This is a genomic window from Pseudomonas sp. CFBP13509 (genome assembly GCF_005233485.1).
Classification (GTDB): Bacteria; Pseudomonadota; Gammaproteobacteria; order Pseudomonadales; family Pseudomonadaceae; genus Aquipseudomonas; species Aquipseudomonas marginalis.
Genome location: NZ_QGAA01000002.1, coordinates 506186 through 531577 on the forward strand (window position 1 = coordinate 506186; position 25392 = coordinate 531577).

At 60.3% G+C, this 25392-nt stretch carries 25 protein-coding genes; 17 read left to right on the forward strand and 8 right to left on the reverse strand.

Annotated features, from left to right (window positions below; genetic code table 11):
* Positions 1–12 precede the first annotated feature (12 nt).
* Both PspCFBP13509_RS05680 and PspCFBP13509_RS05685 read right to left on the reverse strand, forming a co-directional pair.
* Positions 13–1950, reverse strand: coding sequence for a RecQ family ATP-dependent DNA helicase (locus tag PspCFBP13509_RS05680; protein WP_137211680.1), 1938 nt, complete (start codon positions 1948–1950; stop codon positions 13–15).
* A 226-nt stretch (positions 1951–2176) separates the two neighbouring features.
* Complete coding sequence (locus PspCFBP13509_RS05685) at positions 2177–3352, reverse strand: tetratricopeptide repeat protein (protein WP_065925808.1); 1176 nt, start codon at positions 3350–3352, stop codon at positions 2177–2179.
* Positions 3353–3528: 176 nt separating this feature from the next.
* On the opposite strand from PspCFBP13509_RS05685, the gene PspCFBP13509_RS05690 reads away from it, so the two are divergent.
* The 4 genes from PspCFBP13509_RS05690 (at position 3529) to PspCFBP13509_RS05710 (ending at position 6293) form a co-directional block, all read left to right on the forward strand.
* Entirely contained in the window at positions 3529–3699 is a 171-nt protein-coding gene (locus PspCFBP13509_RS05690; RefSeq protein ID WP_083221252.1) for a YhfG family protein, read from the forward strand.
* On the forward strand, positions 3699–4298 hold the full coding sequence (locus PspCFBP13509_RS05695) for a putative adenosine monophosphate-protein transferase Fic (protein WP_137211681.1): 600 nt from the start codon (positions 3699–3701) through the stop codon (positions 4296–4298). The genes PspCFBP13509_RS05690 and PspCFBP13509_RS05695 overlap by 1 nt, the downstream gene beginning before the upstream one ends.
* Positions 4299–4599: 301 nt before the next feature.
* A complete protein-coding gene (locus PspCFBP13509_RS05700) occupies positions 4600–4896 on the forward strand; it encodes a hypothetical protein (RefSeq protein ID WP_065948515.1) in 297 nt (98 codons plus the stop codon).
* Positions 4897–5936: 1040 nt separating this feature from the next.
* On the forward strand, positions 5937–6293 hold the full coding sequence (locus PspCFBP13509_RS05710; protein ID WP_027605145.1) for a DUF1493 family protein: 357 nt from the start codon (positions 5937–5939) through the stop codon (positions 6291–6293).
* Positions 6294–6420: 127 nt separating this feature from the next.
* Here PspCFBP13509_RS05710 and PspCFBP13509_RS05715 read toward each other — a convergent pair whose 3' ends face one another.
* Both PspCFBP13509_RS05715 and hslO read right to left on the reverse strand, forming a co-directional pair.
* Positions 6421–7962 carry a phosphoenolpyruvate carboxykinase gene (locus PspCFBP13509_RS05715; RefSeq protein ID WP_065925812.1) on the reverse strand — a complete coding sequence of 514 codons (1542 nt, stop codon included), beginning with the start codon at positions 7960–7962 and terminating at the stop codon, positions 6421–6423.
* A gap of 179 nt (positions 7963–8141) precedes the next feature.
* The gene (gene hslO, locus PspCFBP13509_RS05720; protein ID WP_027605147.1) at positions 8142–9044 is read right to left on the reverse strand and encodes an Hsp33 family molecular chaperone HslO; all 903 of its coding nucleotides are present in this window, start codon (positions 9042–9044) and stop codon (positions 8142–8144) included.
* Positions 9045–9170: 126 nt separating this feature from the next.
* On the opposite strand from hslO, the gene PspCFBP13509_RS05725 reads away from it, so the two are divergent.
* A complete protein-coding gene (locus tag PspCFBP13509_RS05725; RefSeq protein ID WP_065925813.1) occupies positions 9171–9974 on the forward strand; it encodes a phosphatase PAP2 family protein in 804 nt (267 codons plus the stop codon).
* Between the two features lie 42 nt (positions 9975–10016).
* Here PspCFBP13509_RS05725 and PspCFBP13509_RS05730 read toward each other — a convergent pair whose 3' ends face one another.
* Positions 10017–10424: an RNA-binding S4 domain-containing protein gene (locus PspCFBP13509_RS05730; RefSeq protein ID WP_065925814.1), complete on the reverse strand. Its 408-nt coding sequence runs from the start codon at positions 10422–10424 to the stop codon at positions 10017–10019.
* A 116-nt stretch (positions 10425–10540) separates the two neighbouring features.
* Here PspCFBP13509_RS05730 and rimA point away from each other — a divergent pair, with 116 nt between their 5' ends.
* From rimA to rimK, 3 genes are read left to right on the forward strand one after another with little or no spacing between them, the layout of a single operon-like run.
* Entirely contained in the window at positions 10541–11320 is a 780-nt protein-coding gene (gene rimA / locus PspCFBP13509_RS05735; protein WP_074848395.1) for a S6 modification regulatory phosphodiesterase RimA, read from the forward strand.
* A gap of 13 nt (positions 11321–11333) precedes the next feature.
* Positions 11334–11816: a retropepsin-like aspartic endopeptidase RimB gene (rimB, locus tag PspCFBP13509_RS05740; protein ID WP_017526050.1), complete on the forward strand. Its 483-nt coding sequence runs from the start codon at positions 11334–11336 to the stop codon at positions 11814–11816.
* Positions 11813–12718 carry a 30S ribosomal protein S6--L-glutamate ligase gene (rimK, locus tag PspCFBP13509_RS05745; protein WP_003171022.1) on the forward strand — a complete coding sequence of 302 codons (906 nt, stop codon included), beginning with the start codon at positions 11813–11815 and terminating at the stop codon, positions 12716–12718. The genes rimB and rimK overlap by 4 nt, the downstream gene beginning before the upstream one ends.
* A gap of 97 nt (positions 12719–12815) precedes the next feature.
* Here the strand turns inward: rimK and PspCFBP13509_RS05750 are convergent, their stop codons facing one another.
* Both PspCFBP13509_RS05750 and ompR read right to left on the reverse strand, forming a co-directional pair.
* Positions 12816–14129 (reverse strand): ATP-binding protein, encoded by a 1314-nt coding sequence (locus tag PspCFBP13509_RS05750; protein ID WP_065925816.1) that lies wholly within the window; start codon positions 14127–14129, stop codon positions 12816–12818.
* A 116-nt stretch (positions 14130–14245) separates the two neighbouring features.
* Positions 14246–14986 (reverse strand): osmolarity response regulator transcription factor OmpR, encoded by a 741-nt coding sequence (ompR, locus tag PspCFBP13509_RS05755; protein ID WP_015373500.1) that lies wholly within the window; start codon positions 14984–14986, stop codon positions 14246–14248.
* A 356-nt stretch (positions 14987–15342) separates the two neighbouring features.
* On the opposite strand from ompR, the gene PspCFBP13509_RS05760 reads away from it, so the two are divergent.
* The 9 genes from PspCFBP13509_RS05760 (at position 15343) to PspCFBP13509_RS05800 (ending at position 24254) form a co-directional block, all read left to right on the forward strand.
* Positions 15343–17679, forward strand: a complete 2337-nt coding sequence (locus tag PspCFBP13509_RS05760) for a Tex family protein (RefSeq protein WP_137211682.1) — start codon at positions 15343–15345, stop codon at positions 17677–17679.
* Positions 17679–18062 carry a PaaI family thioesterase gene (locus PspCFBP13509_RS05765; RefSeq protein WP_065925818.1) on the forward strand — a complete coding sequence of 128 codons (384 nt, stop codon included), beginning with the start codon at positions 17679–17681 and terminating at the stop codon, positions 18060–18062. The genes PspCFBP13509_RS05760 and PspCFBP13509_RS05765 overlap by 1 nt, the downstream gene beginning before the upstream one ends.
* A gap of 214 nt (positions 18063–18276) precedes the next feature.
* Positions 18277–19860, forward strand: a complete 1584-nt coding sequence (gshA, locus tag PspCFBP13509_RS05770) for a glutamate--cysteine ligase (RefSeq protein ID WP_027605153.1) — start codon at positions 18277–18279, stop codon at positions 19858–19860.
* 181 nt (positions 19861–20041) lie between these two features.
* Positions 20042–21019, forward strand: coding sequence for a taurine ABC transporter substrate-binding protein (gene tauA / locus PspCFBP13509_RS05775; protein ID WP_065925819.1), 978 nt, complete (start codon positions 20042–20044; stop codon positions 21017–21019).
* Positions 21020–21037: 18 nt separating this feature from the next.
* Positions 21038–21817, forward strand: coding sequence for a taurine ABC transporter ATP-binding subunit (gene tauB, locus PspCFBP13509_RS05780; protein ID WP_065948520.1), 780 nt, complete (start codon positions 21038–21040; stop codon positions 21815–21817).
* The gene (gene tauC, locus PspCFBP13509_RS05785) at positions 21814–22650 is read left to right on the forward strand and encodes a taurine ABC transporter permease TauC (protein ID WP_027605156.1); all 837 of its coding nucleotides are present in this window, start codon (positions 21814–21816) and stop codon (positions 22648–22650) included. The genes tauB and tauC overlap by 4 nt, the downstream gene beginning before the upstream one ends.
* Positions 22651–22661: 11 nt before the next feature.
* Entirely contained in the window at positions 22662–23498 is an 837-nt protein-coding gene (gene tauD / locus PspCFBP13509_RS05790; protein ID WP_065948521.1) for a taurine dioxygenase, read from the forward strand.
* An 82-nt stretch (positions 23499–23580) separates the two neighbouring features.
* Positions 23581–23826: a FitA-like ribbon-helix-helix domain-containing protein gene (locus tag PspCFBP13509_RS05795; RefSeq protein ID WP_137211683.1), complete on the forward strand. Its 246-nt coding sequence runs from the start codon at positions 23581–23583 to the stop codon at positions 23824–23826.
* Positions 23823–24254, forward strand: coding sequence for a type II toxin-antitoxin system VapC family toxin (locus PspCFBP13509_RS05800; protein ID WP_137211684.1), 432 nt, complete (start codon positions 23823–23825; stop codon positions 24252–24254). The genes PspCFBP13509_RS05795 and PspCFBP13509_RS05800 overlap by 4 nt, the downstream gene beginning before the upstream one ends.
* An 81-nt stretch (positions 24255–24335) precedes the next feature.
* Here the strand turns inward: PspCFBP13509_RS05800 and mgrA are convergent, their stop codons facing one another.
* Entirely contained in the window at positions 24336–25373 is a 1038-nt protein-coding gene (gene mgrA, locus PspCFBP13509_RS05805) for an L-glyceraldehyde 3-phosphate reductase (RefSeq protein ID WP_137211685.1), read from the reverse strand.
* Positions 25374–25392: the final 19 nt, after the last annotated feature.

The following is a 25392-nucleotide window of genomic DNA, read 5'->3' on the forward strand; positions in this document are numbered from 1 at the left end:
ATGAAAGTATGGTTACAGGTCACTCAAGTGGGCTTGGGCCCACTCACGCACGTCGGCGTAGGGGTAGTCTTCCAGCGCTGCGAAACCGGGAATGCCCCGCGCCTTCAACTTGGTAAACAACGGCACGCTGATACCCCCCAGGAACCGTGTCAGCCGCTCAGCGCCCGGCAGTTGGCCGGTGTGCTCATGATGCCTGTGGATAAAATCACCGCACAGCCCCATGAAGTTTTTATCCACAAGCGGCGGCAGGCTCGGCGGCGCCGGCAAATGCGCGACGTGGCCGTGGCACACGGAGCAGTGCCCGCAGCGCTGCGGTGCATTTTCATCACCAAAGTAACGCGCCAGGCGCTGCCCCAGGCAATGTTCGGTGGCGAACAGATCGAGCATGGCATGAATCCGCGCCACTTCCGTCACCTCGTGCTGCTTGAAGCCTGTGTATAACTCGGCGCTCAACACCTGTGGATCAAACTCGGTATCCAGCAGGCTGTAGACCTCCGTCATCTGCTTGCTTTCCAACTCGATCAGGCCTTGTTCCTGGAAGTAATCCAGGGCCTTCACCACCCGACTGCGTTCGGCATTGTGTTGTTGGTAAAGCGCGTCGAAATCCACGGTCGCCCAGGTTTTCGCGCGCTTGCACACCTGGATGATCGCCGCGACAAACTGCTGGCGCTCGCCGGAAAAACGCACCAGCAGGGCCTCGGGCTCGACCAGGTACTTGAAGCGGTACTCGGCATAAAACGCGTAGCGCGGCGCGATCACGCCCCTGAGCTCCAATTGCACCAGCAGTGTCTTCAGTGGCAGTTCGCGGATGTTGCTGTGGTCCGACAGCGACCTCAGCAGGAACTCCCACTGCCCTTCACTGCGCGCTGCCTGCAACTCTTCCAGCACCCGCCGAATACCGTCCTGCTCGGGCGTATCGCCGTACACGAAGTTTTCCAGCACATTGAGGCTGTCGCGGTTGGCCAGCACCAGGCAGTCCGAGGGCTGCCCATCACGCCCCGCACGGCCGATTTCCTGGCTGTAGTTCTCGATGGATTTGGGCAGGTCAAAATGCACGACATTGCGGATATCGCTCTTGTCGATGCCCATGCCAAACGCGATGGTAGCGACGATGCAATTGGAGCGCCCAGCCATGAAGCGCTGCTGGATGCCCTCACGCCTGTCGTGGGGCAAGCCGGCGTGATACGCCTCGGCCTGGATACCGTTGCGGTTCAGGTGCTCGGCAATCTGCTCGGCGGTTTTCTGCAAGGTGACGTAGACGATGCTGGGCTGGCTGGCCCGCTCGCCCATCCACTGCACCAGGCGACGATGCTTGTCCGCACCGGCGACCGGCTCCACCAACAGGTCGAGGTTGGGCCGGTAGAAGCCCGTGGTGACCACGTCGTCCGGCGCAATGGCGAACTTGGCCTGCATGTCGGCAATCACCTTGGGCGTGGCCGTAGCCGTCAGCAGCAGCGCTTGTGGGATCTTGAACTGGCGCTGGTAGTCCGGCAGCTTCAAATAATCCGGGCGGAAGTTGTGGCCCCACTCGGAAATACAGTGCGCCTCATCCACCACCAGCAGCGAGATCTGCACACTTTGCAGGAAGTGGCGAAAACGCTCGTTCTTCAAGCGCTCCACGGAAATCATCAGGATTTTCAGCTCGCCGGAACGCGCGCGGGCCATCACGTCATTGGCGTCCTCGCGGCTTTGCGCCGAATCGATACTGCCCGCCGAAATACCGTGGCGTTGCAGGAAGCCCAACTGGTCCTGCATCAACGCCAACAACGGCGACACCACCAGCGTCAGGTGCGGCAGCAACACCGCCGACAGCTGATAACACAGGGACTTGCCCGACCCCGTAGGAAAAATGGCCGCAGCCGAACGACCTGCCAGTACGGCGCTGACCGTTTCTTCCTGGCCCAAACGAAACTGTGGATAACCAAAGACCTGCTGGAGGGTGTCGTGCATAGGCTGTCACTCCATTGACCGCTGAAGGTGGCTTAAAAACGTAGCCCAGCAAGCTCAGCGAATCGAGAAAGGTCGCATGGAAAAAAGAGACAGGATGATACACAGGGTGCAGCAATGGCCTTGGGCCAAATTTGACAAGTTCGACTGTGGCTGTAGGAACACCACAAACCAAATGTGGGAGGGGGATTGCCCCCCTCCCACATTTCAGACCTGCGCTACAGCTGAATCAGCGATTCTGCACCCGCTCAATCGCCGTGTCATACACCGGGTTGGCCTTCTGCTCCTTGGCCAACTGGTAGTGACGCAATGCATCCGGGAACTGCCCCGCCGCTTCGTAGATCCGCGCAATGTTGTAGTAGGCACCTGCACGCACGGTGGCAGCATTGGCGCCGGTGGCAAGGGCGATAGCCTTGCGATTGGCCCAGATCGACTCGGCAGTGTTGCCGGCTTTCTGATACGCCAGGCCGAGGTTGCCGTAGGCCTTGCCGAAGCCATTGTCCAGCTCGATAGCCTGGCGGAACAGGTCGATGGCCTGGTCCAGCTTGCCGGCCTGGTAGGCCGCTTCACCCTGCAGGTTCAGACGCTTCGCATCGGTTTGTACGGAAGAGCTGACGGTGACGGCGGTGACCGCCACGCTGTCATCCAGCAGCGGTTTGACTTCGTTCAGCACATTCGCCGCATTCACGGTCACGCCACTGAAAGTGTTGATGTCCTGGAAGTCGCCGCTGCCGGTCATGCGGAACACCGTCCACAGGTTGCCGCTGCGGTTCTTGGGCACGTAGTAGGTACGCACCAGCGATTGGCCCATGTACACGAACACCTTGGCTTCGCTGTCGGACAACTGGCGCGAGCCTGGATTGCCGCCATTGCTGTAGTCGTGCACGGCATAGACGTAGCTTTCGCCGTAGTGCTTTTTCTGCAGGGTGATGGTTTCCGGACCGTAGCTGTCGGTGTCATCCACATCCAACTCGGCGTCGGTACCCTTCTGGTTCTCGAAGTAGATGTTATTGCCGGGGAAAATCATGTGGGAGTCGAGGTCACTCGGCGTCTTGCCCCAGGTCAGCACCACACGCAGGCCATCGAGGTTTTCCATCACCGGGCTGATGGCGTAGGTCATGCCCGCGCATGGGCACTTCACCACCAGGTTGGAGTAGCCAGGTTTCTTGATGATCAGCAGGTTGCTCGCATCATCAGCGGCCTCACTGGTCAGCGTCACTTGGCCCTGGGCGTTGGTGCGGCCCACCACATTCTGTGCGCCGTTGCGTTGCAGCAGCACTTCGGCATCAGCGATTTTCTGGTCCTTGACCACCGCACTGAGCACTTCGATCGGCAACTGCCCGGCCTGGACCGAAAAAGCCACCGCACACAACGACATCGCCGAAGCAACACGAAGCAAACCCATGCTTAACTCCCTTTAAGTAGCGGGCGGAAATCGCCCTACAAGATTTTGCGGTGAAACATACGCTGAATTCCGAGTGTCGGCGGATTTTTTGTACAGAATGTGACGTGGTTTTTATCCCGCCTTCCCGTTGAAGCATTGCGCTACAATCAAACCTTGCTACCCAGGAGTGCGCTGCGATGAGCGAACTGACGTTTGAGCAAAAACAGGATCATTACCACAAGATCCGCCGTTCCAATTACCTGGCCAGCCTGCGCCTGGAAGGGTTCGACACCCAACCGGCCGACGTCGACAAACCCCTGCCGACCCGCGAAACAGTGCTTGCCAAGTACCGCAACACGCCACGCTGATGCTCGACAAATACGGGGTGGGCCAGGATCCGTACTGCTATCCCGGTAGCAACGTCCTGCGCAACCGCCTCGATTTGCTCGACGAAGCCCGCCTGCACCAGGCCGAGCGGGAATTATCCGAAATCGCCGTAGGCAGCCTCCCCCTCTTCCCCCCGCCCTACGACCTCGACCGCCTGCAACACATCCACCGCACGCTGTTCGGTGACATCTACGATTGGGCAGGTGAGTTGCGCAGCGTGAACATCCAGAAAGGCGACACCCTGTTCTGCACCCCGGAGCGCATCCCCCCGGAAGCCGCGAAGATCATCCGGCAGATGGAAGAAGCAAACTGGTTTGTCGGTGCCAGCCAAACCGAGTTGGTGAGCAAGATTGCCGAAGCCTATGGCGACCTCAACGTCATCCACCCCTTCCGCGAGGGCAACGGCCGGGCGCAGCGGATTTTATTTGAACAGATCATCGTCAACGCGGGGTTTTCAGTGAACTGGTGGCTGGTCAAACACGCGGCATGGATACCGGCGAATATTGATGCGGTGGCGTGTGATTATCGGGGGTTGGAGGCGATTTTTGAGCGGTGTGTCAGCAGGCCTGCCAGCGCCTGATCGAACCACGAACGATTAAACCATCTGTTTATTGCCCGAGCGCACACTCACTTCTAAGGTTCGCACCGTCGCTGCCAAATCAGCGGCCGGGTTTGGTCACCCGGAAAACAGCACACATAAGTGCCATTACTCGCTCTGCGAACGTCTATCGTCTCGTATAGCAGTGCTATGGCGGCTGTGTGGGGGACGTCTTCGGACGTGTCGGAGTGCTGTTTCCGGCTGGCCAACCCGCGCACAGTCCGCCACCCACCGTTTGGCCACGGTGATGTCGGTTACCTAACAGCAAACCGAGCACCTTCAAATGCAAATACCTGAAACGATGAACCGCTATCGTCATCTACGCACCAATTTCACTGATACCCATCCGCTTCTCATCGACACCCAAGCCAAAGCCGAAGACATCCAGTCCGCCGCCCACCAACGCATCCGCGCAGCCACCGACTTACTGGAAACCTTCTCCTGCCTGACCTTCGAACACTCCGATCTCAAAGACATCTCCCACATCACCAACGCCTTGTACCTGCTCGTCCAAGACGGCTGTGATTTGCCGGAAGCGGCGCAACACGTACAACTACAAACCGAACAAGCACAAATCTAAGCAACACCCTTTTTAGAAGCGAGCCTGTTCGCGAAAATCATCAACGATGACGCGGTAAGCCAGAAGAAACGCGGCGTCCTTGAGTTTTTCGCGAGCAAGCTCGCTCCTACCATTGACCCGCGTTGCCTGTTAAAGCACTGCCAAGCCACAAATGCCGGAAACCGTTGTAGGAAACCTCCAAACAACGCGACATCCCCTTCCCAAACTGCTCCAAACACACGCTTAACCCTCTACAGAAGTTACCCGTAGCTGAATGAAAATAGCGCGGTCTCAACTTTCTCGGCAGAAACCTGTGAACATCGAAAGGGCTCAACACATCGGCCACTATGGCGTCATCTTCACAGTGATTCGCTTCACTGTTGTGCCTGACAATCGGCATGCTTTGGCCAATCTATGCCTGCTTGAAACAAAAACGGCAGCGCGACAAGTGCGCGATCAGATACGTAGGCTGTACGAAAAAATGCTGGCCAGAGACTTGCCATGCGAAAGGGCGGTCGCGATTTCCCATCCTTTGAGACGGAATCAGGCCGATCGGTTAAACGACCAAAACGTGCTCATCAAACAAATAATCTCCGGAGCGGTTAAAGCACCAGGGATTGCCATTTCAACCGTAACCGCGGGCTTCGTTGGAGATAGGATTTCCGGCAAGCTTCGTAGATATCACGCTGGAGACATCATCATCGGTCTGGATGCCAGTGTGAGAGGAGGCATAGGGCCTCAGCGGTCAACACTCTCAATGCATGTCTACTCGGACGAGTCTTAGTGGCATGGCCCTTTACCTTCAATCCGCTTCCTTTCTCATTATCTATTTGGTGCTGCACTACCAAATCACAGACCCAATGCTCAGAAAGCACTTCGCAGTCACATTTCTTACAACAGGCCTTATTTTGACGTTCCTACTACCCTATGTAGCGGTGATCCTCAGAATGCCCCTCCTACCTGTCTTTGTATTCTTGATAGGCTTGGCGCTCTTCATCACTCGAAACAAATACCGCCTCCAACGCAACCAGCCCCTTCACCCACTCCTGCGTGCACCCACCATGAACCTCGCCCCTAACTTCCCCGAAGACCCCGTGATGCAGCAACTCCTTCAACTGCTGCACGAAGAAATCGGCCTGCCGAAACACAAGACCATCCGCCTGCAAACCTCACTCAATTTCGACCTGGGCTGTGACGGCAGCGAAGCCAAGCAGCTCATGGAAGCGCTGGAGCAGGAGTTCGCCCTCGACCTGGGCGACTACGACACTTATCGTTACTTCAACCCACCGGTCTTTGACGTGTTCCTCAAGCGTCGGGGCAAGGGGCATGGCGACAAGGTCCCGTTGACCATCGGCATGCTCTACCTGGCCATCAAGACCCACAGCTGGGACACGCAGACGCTGGAAAACCTGAGCTGAGCGAATACCGGCTCCAGGTACACCGCAAGTCAAAGGTGGAGGGGCAATGGTTCGGCCTATCGTCGACGAACCTTTCGCGCACAAAAAAGCCGCTCACAAGGAGCGGCTTTTTAACAGCGACCGAATCTTACAACTTCGGACCCGCAGCCTTGATCGCATCGCTCACTTCAAACTTCTTGAAGTTCTCGATGAACAGACCAGCCAGCGCCTTCGCTGCTTCATCGTAAGCGGCCTTGTCAGCCCAGGTGTTACGTGGGTTCAACAGGCCGGTCTCAACGCCCGGTACGGCCAATGGCACGTCGAGGTTGATGGTGTCGAGGTGTTCGGTTTCAGCACCGATCAACGCGCCGCTCTGGATCGCTGCGATCACGCCGCGCGTGGTCGGGATATTGAAGCGCTTGCCAACGCCGTAGCCACCGCCGGTCCAGCCGGTGTTGACCAGGTAGACCTTGGAGCCGAAGCCGCGGATGCGCTTGATCAGCAGCTCTGCATATTCGCCGGCCGGGCGCGGGAAGAACGGTGCGCCGAAGCAGGTGGAGAAGGTCGACTTGATGCCGCTGCCCGAACCCATTTCGGTCGAGCCCACCAGTGCGGTGTAGCCGGACAGGAAGTGGTAGGCCGCTTGTTCTTCGCTGAGGATGGACACGGGCGGCAGTACGCCGGTCAGGTCGCAGGTCAGGAAGATCACCGCGTTTGGCTCGCCGCCCAGGTTCTTCTCGGAACGCTTGGCAACGTGCTCCAGCGGGTAGGCGGCGCGGCTGTTCTGGGTCAGGCTCACGTCAGCATAGTCGGCGTGCTTGGCCTCGTCGATGACGACGTTTTCCAACACGGCGCCGTGCTTGATGGCTTTCCAGATAACCGGTTCGTTCTTCTCGGACAGGTCGATGCATTTGGCATAGCAACCGCCTTCGATGTTGAACACCACGCCTTCGCCCCAGCCGTGCTCGTCGTCACCGATCAGGTAGCGGCTTTCGTCGGCGGACAGGGTGGTCTTGCCGGTACCCGACAGACCGAAGAACAGGGTCACGTCGCCGGCTTCGCCAATGTTGGCGGCGCAGTGCATCGGCAGTACGTCGGAAGCCGGCAGCAGGTAGTTCTGCACCGAGAACATGGCTTTCTTCATTTCACCGGCGTAGCGCATGCCGGCGATCAGCACTTTTTTCTGGGCGAAGTTAAGGATCACGCAACCGTCGGAGTTGGTGCCATCACGCTCAGGCACGCACTCGAAGTTGGCCACGTTGAGCACTTGCCACTCGTCACGACCGGCCGGGTTGTACTGGGCCGGGTTGATGAACAGGCAACGACCGAACAGGTTCTGCCAGGCAGTCTGGGTGGTCATTTTCACGGCCAGGTAGTGGTCTTCGGAGGCCCCTACGTGAACGTGGGAAACGAAATGCTCTTGCGCATTGTTGAACGCCTCGACGCGTGCCCACAGGGCATCGAACTTGTCGGCCGGGAACTTGCGGTTGATCGGGCCCCAGGCGATGGAATCCTGGGTGGAAGGCTCTTCAACGATGAAACGGTCGACTGGCGAACGGCCGGTACGGTGACCGGTTTCCACGACCAGCGCGCCGGTATCGGCAAGCACGCCTTCACCGCGCTGCAGGGCTTCTTTGACCAGATCGTCAACACTCAGATCGGTGTATACGGCGTTATTGGCTTGCGTCATGAGGTTCCCCGTCGGCCTGTGGCCGAGTGCTCCAAACGTTTTGTAGTAGAAAGTTGCGCACTACTACCGCGAAAAAAGTGGGCCGGATTATGCCAGAAAAGCCCAAAAAGAGTAGGGCCCTCCCGTCAGAACGCCTCTAATCCGGCATTTGACAGGTGATTTACCTGTGCTTAAACGTTTTAGTGGCGGGTGTCGGAAGGCGTGTCGATGCCTGCGCCAGCGAACAATTGCGCTACATCGGCAGCGTCGAACAGGTAGCGCTCGTTGCAGAACTGGCAGTCGATCTCGATATTGCCACCGTGTTCCACCACCAGGTTCTGCGCATCTTCCAGGCCCAAGCTGACCAGGGCGTTGCCCGAACGCTCACGGGAGCAGCTGCAGTGGAAGTGCAAGGTCTGCGCGTCGAACAGGCGCACCGGGTCTTCGTGGTACAGGCGGTGCAGGATGGTTTCGTTGTCCAGGCCCAGCAGTTCTTCGGCTTTCAGGGTATCGGCCAAGGCAATGCAGTGCCGCCAGCTTTCAGCGCGATCTTCGTCGTCCTTGATACGGTCGGCCGGCAGTTGTTGCAGCAACATGCCACGGGCGCGCTTGCCGTCGGCGTTGAGCCAGAACTTGGTGCCCACTTGCTGGGACATCACGAAATAGTTGGTGAAGCATTCCGACAGCGTTTTGCCGTCAAGGTCGACGATGCCCTGGTAACGTTGGCCTGAGGTCGGGTCGACGGTGAGCGCCAGGACACCGTTGGGCATCAGCTCGGCCAGGCTGGCGTCCGGGGCAATCTGGTCGGCTTCATAACGGGCCAGGCCACGGATTTCGCGCTCGCTGGAGCACTCGATCATCAACAGCGGAATCGGCCCTTCGGAACGGGCTTGCAGGATCAGCAAACCGTCGAACTTCATGGTGCCTACCAGCAACGCAGCAGCGGCCATCAGCTCACCGAGCAGTTGTGCGACCGGTTCCGGATAGGGGTGCTTGGCGAGGACTTCGGCGTAGCTGCGCTCCAACGAAACCATTTCGCCGCGGGCGTCGCTCTCATCGAAGATGAAGCGTTGGGTGAAGTCGGTATCCGGTAGATCAGTCATAGGTCTGGGTATCTGAATTGATGACAAATTGGTTACAAGGTTTATAAAATTAAACGCTTTAGCACCATCTTGGTGCGGCTTTCTCCTGGAAACAGAGAGCTTATTTAGAGCGAAGAGGGACAGTTTATGAACAATCCGGGTTTGTTCCAAGCCAAGTGGAACCTCCGGCGATGGGCTCTGTGCAATCTACTCGCTATCGGGCTGCTGTGTTTTTGGCTGTGGCCCACGGGGCAGATGCTGTGTGTGATTTTCGACGAGTGGCTGTTTCACCTTCTCAACGACCCGCTGGCGAGCAACGCGACATGGCTGCACGTGTGGGCCGTGGCCAGTTTGCGGCCGTTTGATGCGGTGGTCGGGGTGATCCTGCTGATGCTGATGATTCGCGGCGACTGGGTGTTCAAAGCCGCGCAGGTACGCCAGGCCCTGTTAGGTTTTGTCGGTATTTTGTTGCTCTTGCTGTTTATCCGCATGCTGTTTTCCAAACTCGCAGCGCAGATGGGCTGGCAACACAGCAGCCCGTCGATGGTCATCGCCGGGGCGATCCAGATGAGCGACTATTTCCCGGGGCTGGAGAAGACCTGGGAGCTGAAGGACCGCTCAAGCCAAAGCTTTCCAGGGGATCACGCCTCGGTGTTGCTGATCTGGGCAATGTTCATGAGCGTGTTCGCCAAACGTATCGGCCAGGTGCTGGTGATCTGGGGCCTGGCGCTGTTGTTCATGATGCCGCGGCTGGTGGCGGGCGCGCATTGGGGGCAGGACGATTATATCGGCGGGGTGCTGCTGGCACTGTTGGCGTTGGGCTGGGGTTATTACACGCCGTTTGCGGCGAAGGTGTCGGCCGCGTTGTTACACGTGACGACGCCGATCTTCAGGTTACTTGGCAAGCTGCCAGTGATCAGTGGATTGAGCGTCGTGCGCACCTCCCCTTAACGCTGCAAGCCCCCTCCCACATTTGAATGGGCCGCTGCGCAATCAGTCATCATTGCCACTGCCGCGAAACTTGAACAGGTCGCGGCGCTGCTTCTTGCTCGGCTTGCCATCGGTGGTCATCCCCGTGGCGCCCGCCTTGCGCAGGGCTGCCGCTTTTTCGCGCCTGGCAATGCTGGCTTCGGTTTCGGTGTACAGCGCCTGTGCTTCGGGGGCGCCACGGCGCACGATGGAAAGTGCCTGAACCACGACGGTCTTTTCGTCAAAACCTATCCGAATCTGCAGCTCATCACCGACACGTGGCTCTTTGCCCGGCTTACAGCGCTCGCCTCGATGATGCACCTTGCCGCTCTCAATCGCGGCCTTGGCCAAGGCACGTGTCTTAAAGAAACGCGCCGCCCAAAGCCACTTGTCCAGACGGACCTTTTCTTCCTCTTCCTGCTTTTGAGCCACTTGAATTCCTCGCTCTGACAAATGTCGCAACTGTAACGTTGAAACCCTTCGACGCATAAACCTCAAGGCTCACCTAAGATACGCCAGGTAGCACCCTGTTTTCGCGAGGATACGCCGTGACCGACTTTCCTACTTCACTCACCTCGCCTGAACAGCGTTGCGCAGGCTGCCAGCAAAGCGAACCCTTGGGTTTCGAGTTTGCTTTCGCCTACCAGCCTATCGTAGACCTTCGGGACCATTCGATTTTTGCCCACGAAGCCTTGGTGCGCGGTACACAGGGCGAAGGGGCATTGTCGGTGCTGGACCAGGTCAACGACAGCAACCGCTACCGCTTCGACCAGCGCTGCCGCACCCAGGCGATTGCCGGTGCTGCAGCTTTGGGGATGCAAACCCACCTTTCCATCAACTTCATGCCCAACGCCGTGTACCGTCCGGAGTTGTGCATTCGCAGCACCCTGGAGGCGGCGCGCGCGCACAATTTTCCGCTGGATCAACTGATTTTCGAGACACTGGAAAGCGAGCATGTAGATAACTATCGCCATTTGACGAATATTCTGCGTGAATACCGCGAATTCGGCTTCAAGACCGCTATCGATGATTTCGGCGCGGGCTATTCGGGGCTGAATCTGTTGGCTGATTTCCAACCTGACTTGATCAAACTCGACATGGCGCTGATCCGCGATGTCGACCAGGATCGTGTCCGTCAGGTGATCGTCCAGGGGATTGTCACAATCTGTGAGCAGTTGAACGTTACTGTCATCGCCGAAGGCATCGAAAGTGCCGGCGAACGCGACTTTCTGTCTGACTGTGGAATATTTCTGATGCAAGGCTACTGGTTCGCCAAGCCTGCATTCAAAGCCCTGGCCGAGGTTTCTCCTCAGGCCTGGGCGAATTGACCGGTTACCCATATTGAAGACATTTGACCATTTGACCGTTGTAGGTCTGCGTGAGTGGGTGGCACTTCCCGACTTGGGAGTGGCAGGCCTGCGTGCCAAGATCGACACCGGTGCCAGCACCTCCAGCCTGCATGCCACCGACATCGAGCCGTTTGAGCGCGACGGCGAGAAGTGGGTGCGCTTTACCGCGCACCTGGGCAGCGTCGTGCAACTGCGTCACCGCCGCTGCGAAGCGCCCCTGGTGACGATGAAAACCATCAAGAGCTCCAATGGCCATGCGCAGGTGCGCTACGTGATCAGCACCACCCTGGCACTGGGTGATCGGGTATGGCGGGTGGAGTTCACCCTGGCCTGCCGCAAAGCCATGCGTTATCGCCTGTTGCTGGGTTCCAAGGCGCTGATTGACGGCCACCTGGTGGTCAATCCCGGCGTCAAGTACGTTCAAGACAAGCCGGTGTTCCCGGTCTCTACTATTTCTGCCCCAGGTGCTGCATGAAGATTGCTGTGCTGTCGCGAAACCCGCGTCTGTATTCCACCCGCCGCCTGGTCGAGGCCGGCACCGAACGTGGCCACGAAATGGTGGTGATCGACACGTTGCGTGCCTATATGAACATCGCCAGCCACAAGCCGCAGATCCATTACCGCGGTAAACCGCTGGAGGGGTTTGATGCGGTGATCCCGCGGATTGGCGCCTCGGTGACGTTCTATGGCTGCGCCGTGTTGCGCCAATTCGAAATGATGGGGGTTTTCCCCCTCAATGAATCCGTGGCCATTGCACGCTCGCGGGACAAATTACGCTCGTTGCAACTGCTCTCGCGGCGGGGCATCGGCCTGCCGGTCACCGGCTTTGCCCACTCCCCCGACGACATTCCCGACCTGATCGAAATGGTCAACGGCGCGCCGCTGGTGATCAAGGTGCTGGAAGGCACCCAGGGCATCGGTGTGGTGCTGTGTGAAACCGCGACCGCAGCGGAATCCGTGATCGAGGCATTCATGGGCCTCAAGCAGAACATCATGGTCCAGGAGTACATCAAGGAAGCCGGCGGCGCGGATATCCGCTGCTTCGTGGTGGGCGACAAGGTGATCGCAGCCATGAAGCGCCAGGCCAAGCCCGGAGAGTTCCGCTCCAACCTGCACCGCGGCGGCAGCGCCAGCCTGATCAAGATCACCCCGGAAGAACGCATGACCGCGTTGCGAGCGGCCAAGGTCATGGGGCTGGCAGTGGCGGGTGTGGATATCCTGCGCTCCAACCATGGGCCACTGGTGATGGAGGTGAACTCGTCGCCGGGCCTGGAAGGGATAGAGACCACCACTGGGAAGGATGTGGCGGGGATCATCATTCAACATCTGGAGAAGAATGGTGGACCGAATATGACCAGGACCAAGGGTAAGGGTTAGAGACGGGAGCTGTCAGCTTCAAGCTATAAGCTGCAAGAAAGGGCAAAAGCTGTGTGCCTTTCTCTTGCGGCTTCAAGCTTGAAACTTGCAGCTGTTTCTATACCGCATCTCTGGGCAGCATCAGCCCAAGCGGCAAGCGTACCCGCGCCTCAAGGCCACCGCCTTCGCGGTTACGCAACTCGACATTGCCGCCGTGCATCGACGCAATCCGCCGCACGATCGCCAGCCCCAAGCCGGTCCCTTTGCCACCCCGGGCACGGTCGCCACGGGTGAAGGGGTTGAAGATACCCTCCAGCTCGTCCGGATCGATGCCCGCCCCCCGGTCCATCACACTCAGCACTACGTACGGCGCAGCACTGTCGCCAGACACATACGCAGCCACTTCAACATCCGAACCGGCGTGGTGCAAAGCGTTGCCGATCAGGTTGTTCAGCAGGCGCTTCATCGACACCCGACGCAACGCAAACGGCTGGATCGGCTCAAGGCGCATGCGCACTTGCTCGCCATTCTGGTTGTAGGGCGCCACAACCTCACGCACCAGGTCCGTGAGATCCACTTCCTCCACCACCTCGTCACGACCATCACGGATAAACGCCAGGAACTGGTCGAGAATCGCGTCCATGTCTTCGATGTCGCGAACCATGTCATCGGTGAGGTCGCTATGGTTGCCCATCAGCTCCAGGGACAGGCGCAATCGCGTCAAGGGCGTGCGCAAGTCATGGGACACCCCCGCCAGCATCAGCTCGCGCTCCCGCCCGGCCTGTTCGACATCCTCCGCCATCTGGTTGAAGGCGCCATACACCTCGGTCATTTCACTGGGCGTATCGCTGACCGGCAGGCGCACGCTGCGCCCCTGGCCCAATTGGCGGGCGGCAAACACCAGGCGCTTAAGCGGTTGGTTGAGCTGGCGAACGAAAATCCACGCCGACGCGGTGGAAAGCAAGCCGATGGCCAGGAACCAACCCAACACGTTCCAGATCTTCTGCCCCCGCAAAGGGTGCGGATACAGCGGAACCTTGATCCAGGCATCACCAAGGCTCGGCGCCCTTACCCACAGCGCAGGTGAAACATGCATGCGCAAGCGCACCTCGGTGTCCTCGCCCAGTTCGGCCTGCATCTGGCGCTGGTAGATCTCGCTGTAGGGCCAATGCTGCTCACCCTCGGGTACACCAGCCCCGTCAACGCGGGTCAACGTCGAGGCCTTGGCTACCTTTTCGCGGTTCTCAGGGTCTACAGCCCAGTAACCACGCAGTGTCAGGGCGACACCGTGGCTGTACTGCCGGTCCACCAGTACGTCTTCGTTCATCAGCAGATAAACCAGTGTCAGCGCCTTGGAAAACAGCACGACGATCAGCACCAGCCAAAGGGTGCGGGAGAAGAAACTTTGCGGGAACCACAGAGGGGTTTTCATAGAAGACAGCTGGACACCTTGCAGGAACGAGCGGCGCTCGCAGAATTGCAGACGCCGGGCATCCCGTCGACCCTCATGGAGTCAAGCGCCAGGATGCCCGCCCTGCAAATCATCGGTCACTTGGTTGCGGTGCCATCCGGCACAAACACATAGCCCACACCCCAGACAGTCTGGATATACCGAGGTTTGGACGGGTCCGGCTCGATCATCCGGCGCAGACGGGAAATCTGCACGTCGATGGAGCGTTCCAGGGCGTCCCATTCGCGACCGCGTGCCAAGTTCATCAGTTTGTCGCGGGTCAGCGGCTGACGCGCGTTCATCACCAGCGCCTTGAGCACGGCGAATTCACCGGTGGTGAGCATATGCACTTCGTCGCCACGCTTGAGCTCGCGGGTCGCCAGCGACAGCTCGTAGTCGCCAAAGGTGACGCTTTCGTCTTCGCTGCCCGGCGCGCCCGGTACCGGCGGCGCCTGACGACGCAGCACGGCTTTGACCCGCGCCATCAACTCGTCAGGGTTGAAAGGCTTGGCAAGGTAGTCATCGGCGCCCAGCTCGAGACCCTTGATGCGGCTCAGCTCATCGCCCTTGGCGGTCAGCATGATGATTGGAATCTGGTTGTTCGCGCCGCGCAGGCGCTTGCAGGCGGTGAGGCCGTCTTCGCCGGGCAGCATCAGGTCGAGTACGACCAGGTTGAATACTTCACGCCCCAGGAGACGGTCCATCTGCTCGGTGTTCGGCACCGCGCGGGCACGGTAGCCCTTGGAGTTGAAGAAACGCTCCAGCAGGCTGCTCAGCCCCGGATCGTCATCAACGATGAGAATTTTTTCGCCTTCAGCAGTTTGTGCAGTGCTGCTCATTGGATGCTCCTCTTATCTCGGCGCGCATTATGGCGTAGCTGCCGTTATACGCACCGTGTGCATTGTTAGCAGATTTTTCCTCTACTGCCAGCGAACCCTCGCCTTCCAACCACTGGCGCAGTACCCCCCAAGGGCAGAACGCTGGTTATAATGCGGCGCCTTCGTGCAGGGCAACGTCAGATCGTTGCCGTTTACTGCCGGGCTTTTTTTCCCCGCTTGTGGTGATTTTTTCGATTTCGAGGGTCAATAGGCTGCCTCTTGACCCAGGTAGCGGCGCCGGTCGGGCCGCTCAACCAGCCGCGCCAGGCCTTGTTTCCCGGGCCAGCGGGCTGCTTTTCAGAATTTCAGGTGGTTTTATGGACAGCATCAACAGCCGCATCGCCGAAGAACTCGGCGTACGCCCACAACAGGTCGAAGCGGCCGTCGCTCTACTGGATGAAGGCTCCACGGTGCCCTTCATCGCCCGTTACCGGAAAGAAGTGACCGGCAGCCTCGACGACATCCAGCTGCGGCACCTTGAAGAACGCCTGCGCTACCTGCGAGAACTCGACGAACGGCGTATCAGCATCCTCGCCAGCATCGAGGAGCAGGGCAAGCTGACGCCTCAGCTTGAACGCGACATCAAGCTCGCCGACACCAAGACCCGCCTCGAAGACCTTTACCTGCCGTACAAACAGAAGCGCCGCACCAAGGGCCAGATCGCCCTGGAAGCCGGCCTGGGCGAACTGGCCGACGGCCTGTTCAACGACCCCTCGCTGACCCCGGACACCGAAGCCGCGCGCTTCGTCAACGCAGAGAAAGGCGTTGCCGACGTCAAGGCCGCCCTCGAAGGTGCCAAGTACATCCTGATGGAGCGCTTCGCCGAAGACGCCAACCTGCTGGAAAAACTGCGCAACTACCTGAAACAGGAAGCCACCCTCAGCGCCCGCGTCATCGCCGGCAAAGAGGAAGAAGGCGCCAAGTTCCGCGACTACTTCGAACACGACGAACCGCTGAAAAGCATGCCGTCCCACCGTGCGCTGGCGATTTTCCGTGGCCGCAACGAAGGCATTCTCAGCTCCGCGCTGAAAGTCGGCGACGAATTGCCGGGCACCATGCACCCGTGCGAGGGCATGATCGGCCAACAATTCGGCATCCAGAATCAGAATCGTCCTGCGGACAAGTGGCTCGGTGAAGTCGTGCGCTGGACCTGGAAGGTCAAGCTCTACACCCACCTGGAAACCGACCTGCTCGGCGAGTTGCGCGACGGCGCAGAAACCGAGGCGATCAACGTCTTCGCCCACAACCTGCACGACCTGCTGCTGGCCGCACCGGCCGGCCCGCGCGCCACCCTGGGCCTCGACCCGGGCCTGCGCACCGGCTGCAAGGTCGCCGTGGTCGATGCCACCGGCAAGCTGCTGGACCACGCCACCGTGTACCCACACGTGCCGCACAACAAGTGGGACCAGACCCTCGCCATCCTGGCCGCCCTGTGCGCCAAGCATGCGGTGGACCTGATCGCCATCGGCAACGGCACTGCCAGCCGTGAAACCGACAAGCTGGCCGCCGAACTGATCAAAAAATACCCAGCCATGAAGATGACCAAGGTGATGGTCTCCGAAGCCGGTGCTTCGGTGTACTCGGCGTCGGAACTGGCCTCCAAGGAATTCCCGGACCTCGACGTGTCGATCCGTGGCGCGGTGTCCATCGCCCGTCGCCTGCAGGATCCGCTGGCAGAGCTGGTGAAAATCGATCCTAAATCCATCGGTGTCGGCCAGTACCAGCACGACGTGTCACAGCTGAAACTGGCACGCGGCCTGGATGCGGTGGTGGAAGACTGCGTAAACGCCGTGGGCGTGGACGTGAACACCGCCTCCGTGGCGCTGCTGGCGCGTATCTCCGGCCTCAATGCCACCCTGGCGCAGAACATCGTCACTCACCGCGACGAAAACGGTGCGTTCAAAACCCGTGCCGCGCTGAAAAAAGTCGCCCGCCTGGGTGAAAAAACTTTCGAGCAAGCCGCCGGTTTCCTGCGCGTAATGAACGGCGACAACCCGCTGGATTCGTCCGCCGTTCACCCGGAAGCCTATCCGTTGGTGCAACGTATCGCCGCCGAGACCGACCGCGACATCCGCTCGTTGATCGGCGCCGCCGCGTTCCTCAAGCGCCTGGACCCAAAGAAGTACACCGACGAAACCTTCGGCGTGCCGACCATCACCGACATCCTGCAAGAGCTGGAAAAACCTGGCCGCGACCCGCGTCCCGAGTTCAAGACCGCCGAGTTCCAGGACGGCGTCGAAGACCTCAAGGACCTGCAACTGGGCATGATCCTCGAAGGCGTGGTCACCAACGTGACCAACTTCGGCGCGTTTGTGGACATCGGCGTGCATCAGGACGGTTTGGTGCACATCTCTGCGCTTTCGGAGAAGTTCATCAAGGATCCGCGCGAAGCCGTGAAGGCCGGTGATGTGGTCAAGGTCAAGGTCATGGAAGTCGACATCCCGCGCAAACGCGTTGGCCTGTCGATGCGCATGAGCGATACCCCAGGGGAAAAAATCGACGGCGCCCGTGGTGCACGTCCGGGCTCGGCACCGCGCCAGTCGCAGAACCGCTCCGAAAACAGTCAACCGCGCAAGGAAACCGCCACCGCAGCGCCAAGCAACAACGCCATGGCCTCGCTGTTCGCCAACGCCAAGCAGTTGAAGAAACGCTGATGGAAATCCCCGCCGGTTTGACCCAGAGCGCGTTCAGCGAACTGATCGGCTGCCGCCTGCAACGCCTCGAAGAAGGCGTTGCCGAAGTGGCCCTGACCCTGGAGCCGCACCTGCGCAACCGCGCGGGCAAGCTCCATGGCGGGGCGATTTTCAGCCTGGTGGACATCACCATGGGGCTGGCCTGCTCCAGCGCCCATGGGTTTGACCAGCAGAGCGCGACCATCGAATGCAAGATCAACTACATCCGCGCCGTGGAAGACGGTGACGTGCTGTGTACCAGCCGCGTGATTCACGCCGGTCGGCGCACGCTGGTGGTCGAAGCCGATGTGTATCAGGACGAAAGACTTGTCGCAAAAGCACAGGGCACGTTCGCTGTCCTATAGCTCCCCGCCCCCGATTTGAGTTAATTTCGGCGCTGCGATAACAGCGTCGGAATTTTCTTGCTGCGCTATAGCCCAATTCATGGAGTGAAGTAGGCTTTTTTAACGCGGGTCAAATCGACTCAAAACCAGGCGATCACGCCAGTTTTAACTTCACCCTTGTAGACCGTCCTGCCCACCCCCATATTGGGGCGACTGACGCGTGAAGGAATCCAACTTGAGCGAACTTCTCAACCGCCGCCTGGCCCTGCTCGGCAAGCGCGAACACCTCTCCCTGCTAGAGCAGTGCTTGCACGGCATCGAGCGTGAATGCCTACGTGTCACCGGTGAGGGTCGCCTGGCACAAACGCCGCACCCCGAAGCCCTGGGCGCCGCGTTGACCCATGAACAGATCACCACCGACTACTCGGAATCGCTGCTGGAGTTCATTACCCCGGCCCTGCCCAACCCGGCCGACACCCTGAGCAGCCTGGACAAGATCCATCGTTTTGCCTACACCAAGCTCGGCAGTGAATACCTGTGGAGCCCCTCGATGCCGTGCCCGTTGCCGGCCGAGGAAGACATTCCGATTGCCTACTACGGCACCTCCAATATCGGACAGCTCAAGTACGTGTACCGCAAGGGCCTGGCCCTGCGTTACGGCAAGACCATGCAGTGCATCGCCGGCATCCACTACAACTTTTCCCTGCCGGAACAGCTATGGCCGCTGCTCAAGGAGACTGAAGGCTTTGTCGGCACCGACCGCGACTATCAGTCCACGGCCTATATCGCGCTGATCCGCAACTTCCGCCGCTACAGCTGGCTGCTGATGTACCTGTTCGGCGCCTCGCCGGCCCTGGACGCGGGTTTCCTGCGCGGTCGCTCGCACCAATTGGAAGTGCTCGACGCCGACACCCTGTACCTGCCGTACGCCACCAGCCTGCGCATGAGCGACCTGGGTTACCAGAGCAACGCCCAGGCCGGCCTGACGCCGTGCTACAACGACCTGGCCAGCTACACCGACAGCCTGCGCGAAGCGGTGGCAACGCCCTACGCGCCCTATGTCGAAGTCGGCACCCACAAGGACGGTGAGTGGGTACAGCTCAACACCAACATCCTGCAGATCGAAAACGAGTACTACTCCAACATCCGCCCCAAGCGCGTGACCTACACCGGCGAGCGGCCGATCCAGGCGCTGATGGCCCGTGGCATCCAGTACATCGAAGTGCGCTGCCTGGACATCAACCCGTTCCTGCCGATGGGCATCGACCTGCCGGAGTCGCGTTTCCTCGATGCATTCCTGCTGTACTGCGCGCTGAACGACAGCCCGCTGTTCGCCGACAACGAGTGCGGCAACGCCACGTCCAACTTCCTCAGCGTGGTCAAGGAAGGCCGGCGCCCGGGCCTGCAATTGCAGCGCAAGGGCCAGGCCGTGGACATGAAGGAATGGGCCACCGAGCTTCTGGAGAAGATTGCCCCCCTGGCTGCGCTGCTGGATGAAAGCCACGGCATCACCGAACACAGCCAGGCACTGGACGCCCAACTGGCCAAGGTCAAGGACCCGTCCCTGACCCCTTCGGCGCAGGTACTGGCGGCGATGGCCGAGCGCAAAGAGAGTTTCGCGCAGTTCTCCCTGCATCAGAGCGAGGTGCACGCCGAGTACTTCCGCCGCGAGCCGTTGCCCGCAGAAGAGCAGGCACGCTTTGAAGAGCTGGCGCGCACGTCGCTGGCGCAGCAAGCGGAACTGGAGCAGAACGAAGTGGGCGATTTTGATGTGTTTGTCGGCTCGTACCAGGCGAGCATTCTGGCGATCAGTAACTAAGACCGAACTCGGTCCATGGTGGGAGGGGCAAGCCCCCTCCACATTCGCCCTCATCAAGCTCAAGATTCGCTTCAACCTTTCGCCCATAAGCTAATTCGAAAATGTTATTTATTTTCGGATTCTTAGATCATTTAGTCTCCTCACACGCCGACCCTCGGCCGCCTGATTGAGGAGCTTCCCCTTGAAACTGTTAACCCCTCTGCGCCTCATGGCCGCGTTGTCCCTCGCCGGTGCCAGCCTGTTTGCTCAGGCGGCGGATGTAACCATCGCTTACCAGACCACCGTAGACCCGGCCAAAGTTGCCCAGGCCGACGGTGCGTACGAAAAAGCCACTAACGCCAAGATCGACTGGCGCAAATTCGACAATGGTGCCGACATCATCGCCGCCATCGCCTCCGGCGACGTGCAGATCGGCTACCTCGGTTCCAGCCCACTGACCGCTGCGATCACCCGCAAGGTGCCGGTGGAAACTTTCCTGGTTGCCACCCAGATCGGCGGTGCCGAAGCCCTGGTGGCGCGCAACGGTTCCGGGATCAACGGCCCCCAGGACCTGATCGGCAAGAAAATCGCCGTGCCCTTCGTGTCCACCGGCCACTACAGCCTGCTGGCCGCGCTGAAGCACTGGAACATCGACCCGTCGAAAGTGACCATCCTCAACCTCGCACCGCCGGCGATCATCGCGGCCTGGAAGCGCGGTGACATCGACGCTACCTACGTATGGGACCCGGCCCTGGGCGTGGCCAAGGAAAACGGCAAGGTGCTGATCACCTCCGGCGAGCTGGCCAAGTTCGGCGCGCCGACCTTCGATGCCTGGATCGTGCGCAAGGACTTCGCGCAGAAGCACCCGGAAATCGTCACCGCCTTCGCCAAAGTCACCCTGGATGCCTACGCCGCCTACCGCAAAGACCCACAAGCCTGGCTCGCCGACACAGGCAACGTCGACAAACTGGTGAAACTCTCCGGCGCCAAGGCCAGCGACATCCCGCTGCTGCTGCAAGGCAACGTCTACCCACTGGCCGCTGACCAGGTGACCCTGCTGGGCGCACCGACCACCAAGGCCGTGACCGATACCGCCGCGTTCCTCAAGGAACAAGGCAAGGTCGACGCCGTGCTGCCGGACTACGCCCCTTACGTCAGCGCCAAGTTCATCACTAACTGATTCAAGGAGTTCATCGCGATGGCCTTGCTACAACTGGAGCGCATCAGCGCACAGTACCCAGGCGCCACAGAACCGGTACTGTCCGACATTTCACTCGACCTGGGGCCCCAGCAATTGCTGGTGGCCCTCGGCCCGTCCGGCAGTGGCAAGACTTCGCTGTTGAACCTGATTGCCGGCTTTGTCGAGCCTTCTGCCGGGCGCATCACCCTCGATGGCGTACCGGTCAAAGGCCCCAGCGCCGAACGCGGCGTGGTGTTCCAGGACGACGCGCTGTTGCCCTGGCAGGACGTGCTGGCCAACGTCGGTTTCGGCCTGGAACTGGCCGGCGTGCCCAAGGCGCAGCGCGAAGTGCGCGCCCGGGAAATGCTCGCGCTGGTGGACCTCGCCGGCTTCGACAATCGCCGCATCTGGCAACTCTCCGGCGGCCAGAAGCAACGCGTCGGCCTGGCCCGCGCCCTGGCCGCCGACCCGCGCGTGCTGCTGATGGACGAACCCTTCGGCGCCCTCGATGCCTTCACCCGAGAGCAAATGCAGGAACTGTTGCTGCAAGTCTGGCGGCGCACGGCCAAGCCGGTGTTCCTGATTACCCATGACATCGAAGAAGCGGTGTTCCTCGCCACCGACCTGATCCTGCTGGCGCCCAACCCGGGCCAGATCGTCGAACGCCTGCACCTGGACTTCGGCCAGCGCTACGCGGCCGGTGAGTCGGCGCGGGCGATCAAGTCCGACCCGCGCTTTATCGAAACCCGCGAACACGTGCTGGGCAAAGTGTTCTCGCAACGGCAGGTGTCCGCATGAGCAGCTACGAACTCCCCGCCACCGCTGCCAAGCCGGTGGCGCACGCGGTCATTCCTGTGCGTCGCAGCCTGAGTACACGCTGGATCAGCCTGTTGACCCTGGTCGCCTTGCTGGCCCTCTGGTGGGCCGTCACCGCCACCGGCCTGATCGAACCGTTGTTCCTGCCACCGCCCTCGGCCGTGCTGCAAAAAGGCTGGCTGCTGGCGACTACGGGCTATATGGATTCCACCTTGTGGCAGCACCTGGGCGCGAGCCTCAGCCGGATCGGCCTCGGCCTGGGCTTCGCGGTGCTGACCGCCGTGCCGGTAGGCATTGCCATCGGCGCCAACCGCATCGCCCGCGGCATTCTCGACCCGCTGATCGAGTTTTACCGGCCGATTCCGCCCCTGGCTTACCTGCCATTGATCGTGATCTGGTGCGGTATCGGCGAGCTGTCCAAGGTGCTGCTGATTTACCTGGCGATCTTTGCGCCCATCGCCATCGCCACCGCGACCGGCGTACGCACCGTCGACCCGGCCAAGCTGCGGGCGGCGCAGTCGCTGGGCGCCACCCGTGCGCAGCTGATTCGCCATGTGATCCTGCCGAGCGCCCTGCCCGACATCCTCACCGGGGTGCGTATCGGCCTGGGTGTGGGCTGGTCGACCCTGGTCGCCGCCGAACTGATCGCGGCCACCAGCGGCCTGGGTTTCATGGTGCAATCGGCGGCGCAGTTCCTGGTGACCGATGTAGTGGTGCTGGGGATCCTGGTGATCGCCCTGATCGCCTTCGCCATGGAAATGGGCCTGCGCGCCCTGCAGCGTAAGTTAGTGCCTTGGCATGGCCAGGCACATTGAGTGAGAACAGCATGAGCAGCCTGACCGTTACCCCCTTGAGCACCGCCCTGGGCGCCCAGATCAGTGGCGTCGATATTACCCGGCCGCTGAGCACCGAACATCGCGATGCCATCGAACAGGCGTTGCTCAGCCATTCGGTGCTGTTCTTCCGTGGCCAGCCGATCACCCCGCCGCAACAGGCGCGGTTCGCGGCGAACTTCGGCGACCTGCACATCCACCCGATCTACCCCAACGTGCCGGAACAGCCCGAAGTGCTGATCCTCGACACCGCCGTCACCGACGTACGCGACAACGCCGTATGGCACACCGATGTGACCTTCCTGCCCACCCCGGCCCTCGGCGCGGTGCTGAGTGCCAAGCTGCTGCCGGCGTACGGCGGCGATACGCTGTGGGCCAGTGGCATCGCGGCGTACGAGGCGCTGTCCGAGCCGTTGAAGCGGTTGCTCGATGGGCTGACGGCTACCCACGACTTCACCAAATCCTTTCCGCTGGAACGCTTTGGCAACAGCGCCGAAGACCTGGCGCGCTGGGAAGAAACCCGTAGGAAAAACCCACCGCTGTCGCACCCGGTCGTGCGCACGCATCCGGTGAGCGGGCGTAAGTCGCTGTTTGTCAGTGATGGGTTTACCACCAGGATCAATGAACTGGAACCGGCGGAAAGCGAGGCGATCCTCAAGCTGCTGTTCGCCCACGCGACACGCCCGGAATTCACCCTCCGCTGGCGCTGGCAGGAGAACGACGTGGCGTTCTGGGATAACCGCGTGACCCAGCATTACGCGGTGGATGACTACCGGCCGCAACGGCGGGTGATGCATCGGGCGACGATTCTTGGGGACGTGCCGTTCTGACAATCTGATGAGCGGGCTCGCCGCACTCGAAAGCAAGCCGCTATGCTAGCAATGATTTCATTGATTGCACGAGGGCATTCACATGGCGAGCCTTACCATCCGTAATTTAGATGACAGCATCAAAGAGCTTCTGCGCGTTGAAGCAGCCCACAATGGGCATTCCATGGAAGAAGAGGCGCGTCTTATCCTGCGCAAATCACTCATGAGCGTCGGCAAGGGGCGGGGGCTGGGCAGCAGGATTCACGCACGCTTTGCGCAGGCAGGAGGGCTGGATGCAGACGTGCCGGAGCGTAATGCGCCCATCAGGACGGTGGAGTTCGATGAATGATCGTACTCGACACCAATGTCCTCTCTGAATTGATGCGACCCGAGCCTGCAACAGCGGTGCTTGATTGGATTGACAGCCATGCCGCCGAAGAGCTGTTCACCAGTTCAATGACCATGGCGGAGATTCTTCATGGCATTGAGCGGCTGCCCGACGGGAAGCGTAAGCACAGCCTGCACACTCATGCAGTGGCCATGTTTCAAGACGAGTTCGCCGATCGCATCCTTGCGTTCGATGCCTACGCAGCCGTCCACTACTCAAAGCTGGTGACGGCTCGCGAACAGTCTGGAAAGCCCATTGGACTCGCTGACGCTCAGATAGCCGCAATCTGTCGTGCCCAGCAGGCAAAACTCGCAACAAGGAACGTCAAGGACTTTGAGGGCACCGAGGTGGATGTCATCAATCCCTGGACGGCGGCAATGGCTGGTTAACCCTGTGCTGAGATAGCGGCCATAGCAGAAATCAAATGTGGCAGGGATTTGCCCCTCCCACATTGACCCGGTGCTATCAGGTTATTCCGCGCTGGATGGCTTTTCCCACAAGTTGACTCCACCTTCCTGCGCAAACCGATCGATCTCCGCCAGTTCTTCCGCACTGAAGCTCAAGTTCTTCAACGCGCCGACGTTTTCGATGATCTGCTCCGGCCGGCTGGCGCCGATCAGCGCGCTGGTCACCCGTGGGTCGCGCAAGGTCCAGGCGAGCGCCAATTGCGCCAGGCTCTGACCACGGCGCTGGGCGATTTCGTTCAGCGCACGTACGTGGGCAAGGTTGGCTTCAGACAGGTGCTTGGCCTGCAACGAACCACCACCCGGGCGGTTGACCCGTGCGTCGGCCGGCACGCCGTTGAGGTACTTGTCGGTGAGCAAGCCCTGGGCCAGCGGCGTGAAGGCAATCACTCCGGCGCCGAGTTCTTCGGTGGTGTCCAGCAGGTCTTTTTCCACCCAGCGGTTGAGCAGGTTGTAGGCCGGTTGGTGGATCAGCAGCGGCACCTTCCACTCGTTGAGCAGCGCGGCGATTTCGCGGGTTTTCACCCCGGAGTAAGACGAGATACCGATGTACAACGCCTTGCCCTGTTGCACGGCGGTGGCGAGGGCGCTGGCGGTTTCTTCCAGGGGCGTATCGGCATCAAAACGGTGGGAGTAGAAAATGTCCACGTAGTCGACGCCCAGGCGTTGCAGGCTCTGGTCCAGGCTGGCCAGCACGTATTTGCGTGAGCCGCCGCCCTGGCCGTAAGGGCCCGGCCACATGTCCCAGCCAGCCTTGCTGGAGATGATCAATTCGTCGCGGTAGTGCTTGAAGTCTTCGCGCAGCAAACGACCGAAGTTGATCTCGGCGCTGCCGTAGGGTGGGCCGTAATTGTTGGCCAGATCGAAGTGGTTGATGCCCAGGTCGAACGCGGTGCGCAGCAGGGCGCGCTGGGTGTCGATCGGGGTGCTGTCGCCAAAGTTGTGCCACAGCCCCAGGGACAGTGCCGGCAGCACCAGTCCACTGCGGCCTACGCGGCGATACGGGATAGATTCATAGCGGTTTTCGGCAGCAATGTAAGTCATCGAATCCTCTCTTGGACGT

What these genes read in the sequence shown, in the direction of transcription:
- PspCFBP13509_RS05715 (WP_065925812.1), bottom strand. Translation starts at nt 7,962, where the DNA reads ATGACGCAAGCCAATAACGCCGTATACACCGATCTGAGTGTTGACGAT.
- PspCFBP13509_RS05690 (WP_083221252.1), top strand. Translation starts at nt 3,529, where the DNA reads ATGAGCGAACTGACGTTTGAGCAAAAACAGGATCATTACCACAAGATC.
- PspCFBP13509_RS05795 (WP_137211683.1), top strand. Translation starts at nt 23,581, where the DNA reads ATGGCGAGCCTTACCATCCGTAATTTAGATGACAGCATCAAAGAGCTT.
- PspCFBP13509_RS05695 (WP_137211681.1), top strand. Translation starts at nt 3,699, where the DNA reads ATGCTCGACAAATACGGGGTGGGCCAGGATCCGTACTGCTATCCCGGT.
- tauC (WP_027605156.1), top strand. Translation starts at nt 21,814, where the DNA reads ATGAGCAGCTACGAACTCCCCGCCACCGCTGCCAAGCCGGTGGCGCAC.
- ompR (WP_015373500.1), bottom strand. Translation starts at nt 14,986, where the DNA reads ATGAGCAGCACTGCACAAACTGCTGAAGGCGAAAAAATTCTCATCGTT.
- PspCFBP13509_RS05685 (WP_065925808.1), bottom strand. Translation starts at nt 3,352, where the DNA reads ATGGGTTTGCTTCGTGTTGCTTCGGCGATGTCGTTGTGTGCGGTGGCT.
- mgrA (WP_137211685.1), bottom strand. Translation starts at nt 25,373, where the DNA reads ATGACTTACATTGCTGCCGAAAACCGCTATGAATCTATCCCGTATCGC.
- PspCFBP13509_RS05760 (WP_137211682.1), top strand. Translation starts at nt 15,343, where the DNA reads ATGGACAGCATCAACAGCCGCATCGCCGAAGAACTCGGCGTACGCCCA.
- PspCFBP13509_RS05765 (WP_065925818.1), top strand. Translation starts at nt 17,679, where the DNA reads ATGGAAATCCCCGCCGGTTTGACCCAGAGCGCGTTCAGCGAACTGATC.
- PspCFBP13509_RS05725 (WP_065925813.1), top strand. Translation starts at nt 9,171, where the DNA reads ATGAACAATCCGGGTTTGTTCCAAGCCAAGTGGAACCTCCGGCGATGG.
- PspCFBP13509_RS05710 (WP_027605145.1), top strand. Translation starts at nt 5,937, where the DNA reads ATGAACCTCGCCCCTAACTTCCCCGAAGACCCCGTGATGCAGCAACTC.
- PspCFBP13509_RS05680 (WP_137211680.1), bottom strand. Translation starts at nt 1,950, where the DNA reads ATGCACGACACCCTCCAGCAGGTCTTTGGTTATCCACAGTTTCGTTTG.
- tauD (WP_065948521.1), top strand. Translation starts at nt 22,662, where the DNA reads ATGAGCAGCCTGACCGTTACCCCCTTGAGCACCGCCCTGGGCGCCCAG.
- PspCFBP13509_RS05800 (WP_137211684.1), top strand. Translation starts at nt 23,823, where the DNA reads ATGATCGTACTCGACACCAATGTCCTCTCTGAATTGATGCGACCCGAG.
- hslO (WP_027605147.1), bottom strand. Translation starts at nt 9,044, where the DNA reads ATGACTGATCTACCGGATACCGACTTCACCCAACGCTTCATCTTCGAT.
- tauB (WP_065948520.1), top strand. Translation starts at nt 21,038, where the DNA reads ATGGCCTTGCTACAACTGGAGCGCATCAGCGCACAGTACCCAGGCGCC.
- PspCFBP13509_RS05700 (WP_065948515.1), top strand. Translation starts at nt 4,600, where the DNA reads ATGCAAATACCTGAAACGATGAACCGCTATCGTCATCTACGCACCAAT.
- PspCFBP13509_RS05750 (WP_065925816.1), bottom strand. Translation starts at nt 14,129, where the DNA reads ATGAAAACCCCTCTGTGGTTCCCGCAAAGTTTCTTCTCCCGCACCCTT.
- rimK (WP_003171022.1), top strand. Translation starts at nt 11,813, where the DNA reads ATGAAGATTGCTGTGCTGTCGCGAAACCCGCGTCTGTATTCCACCCGC.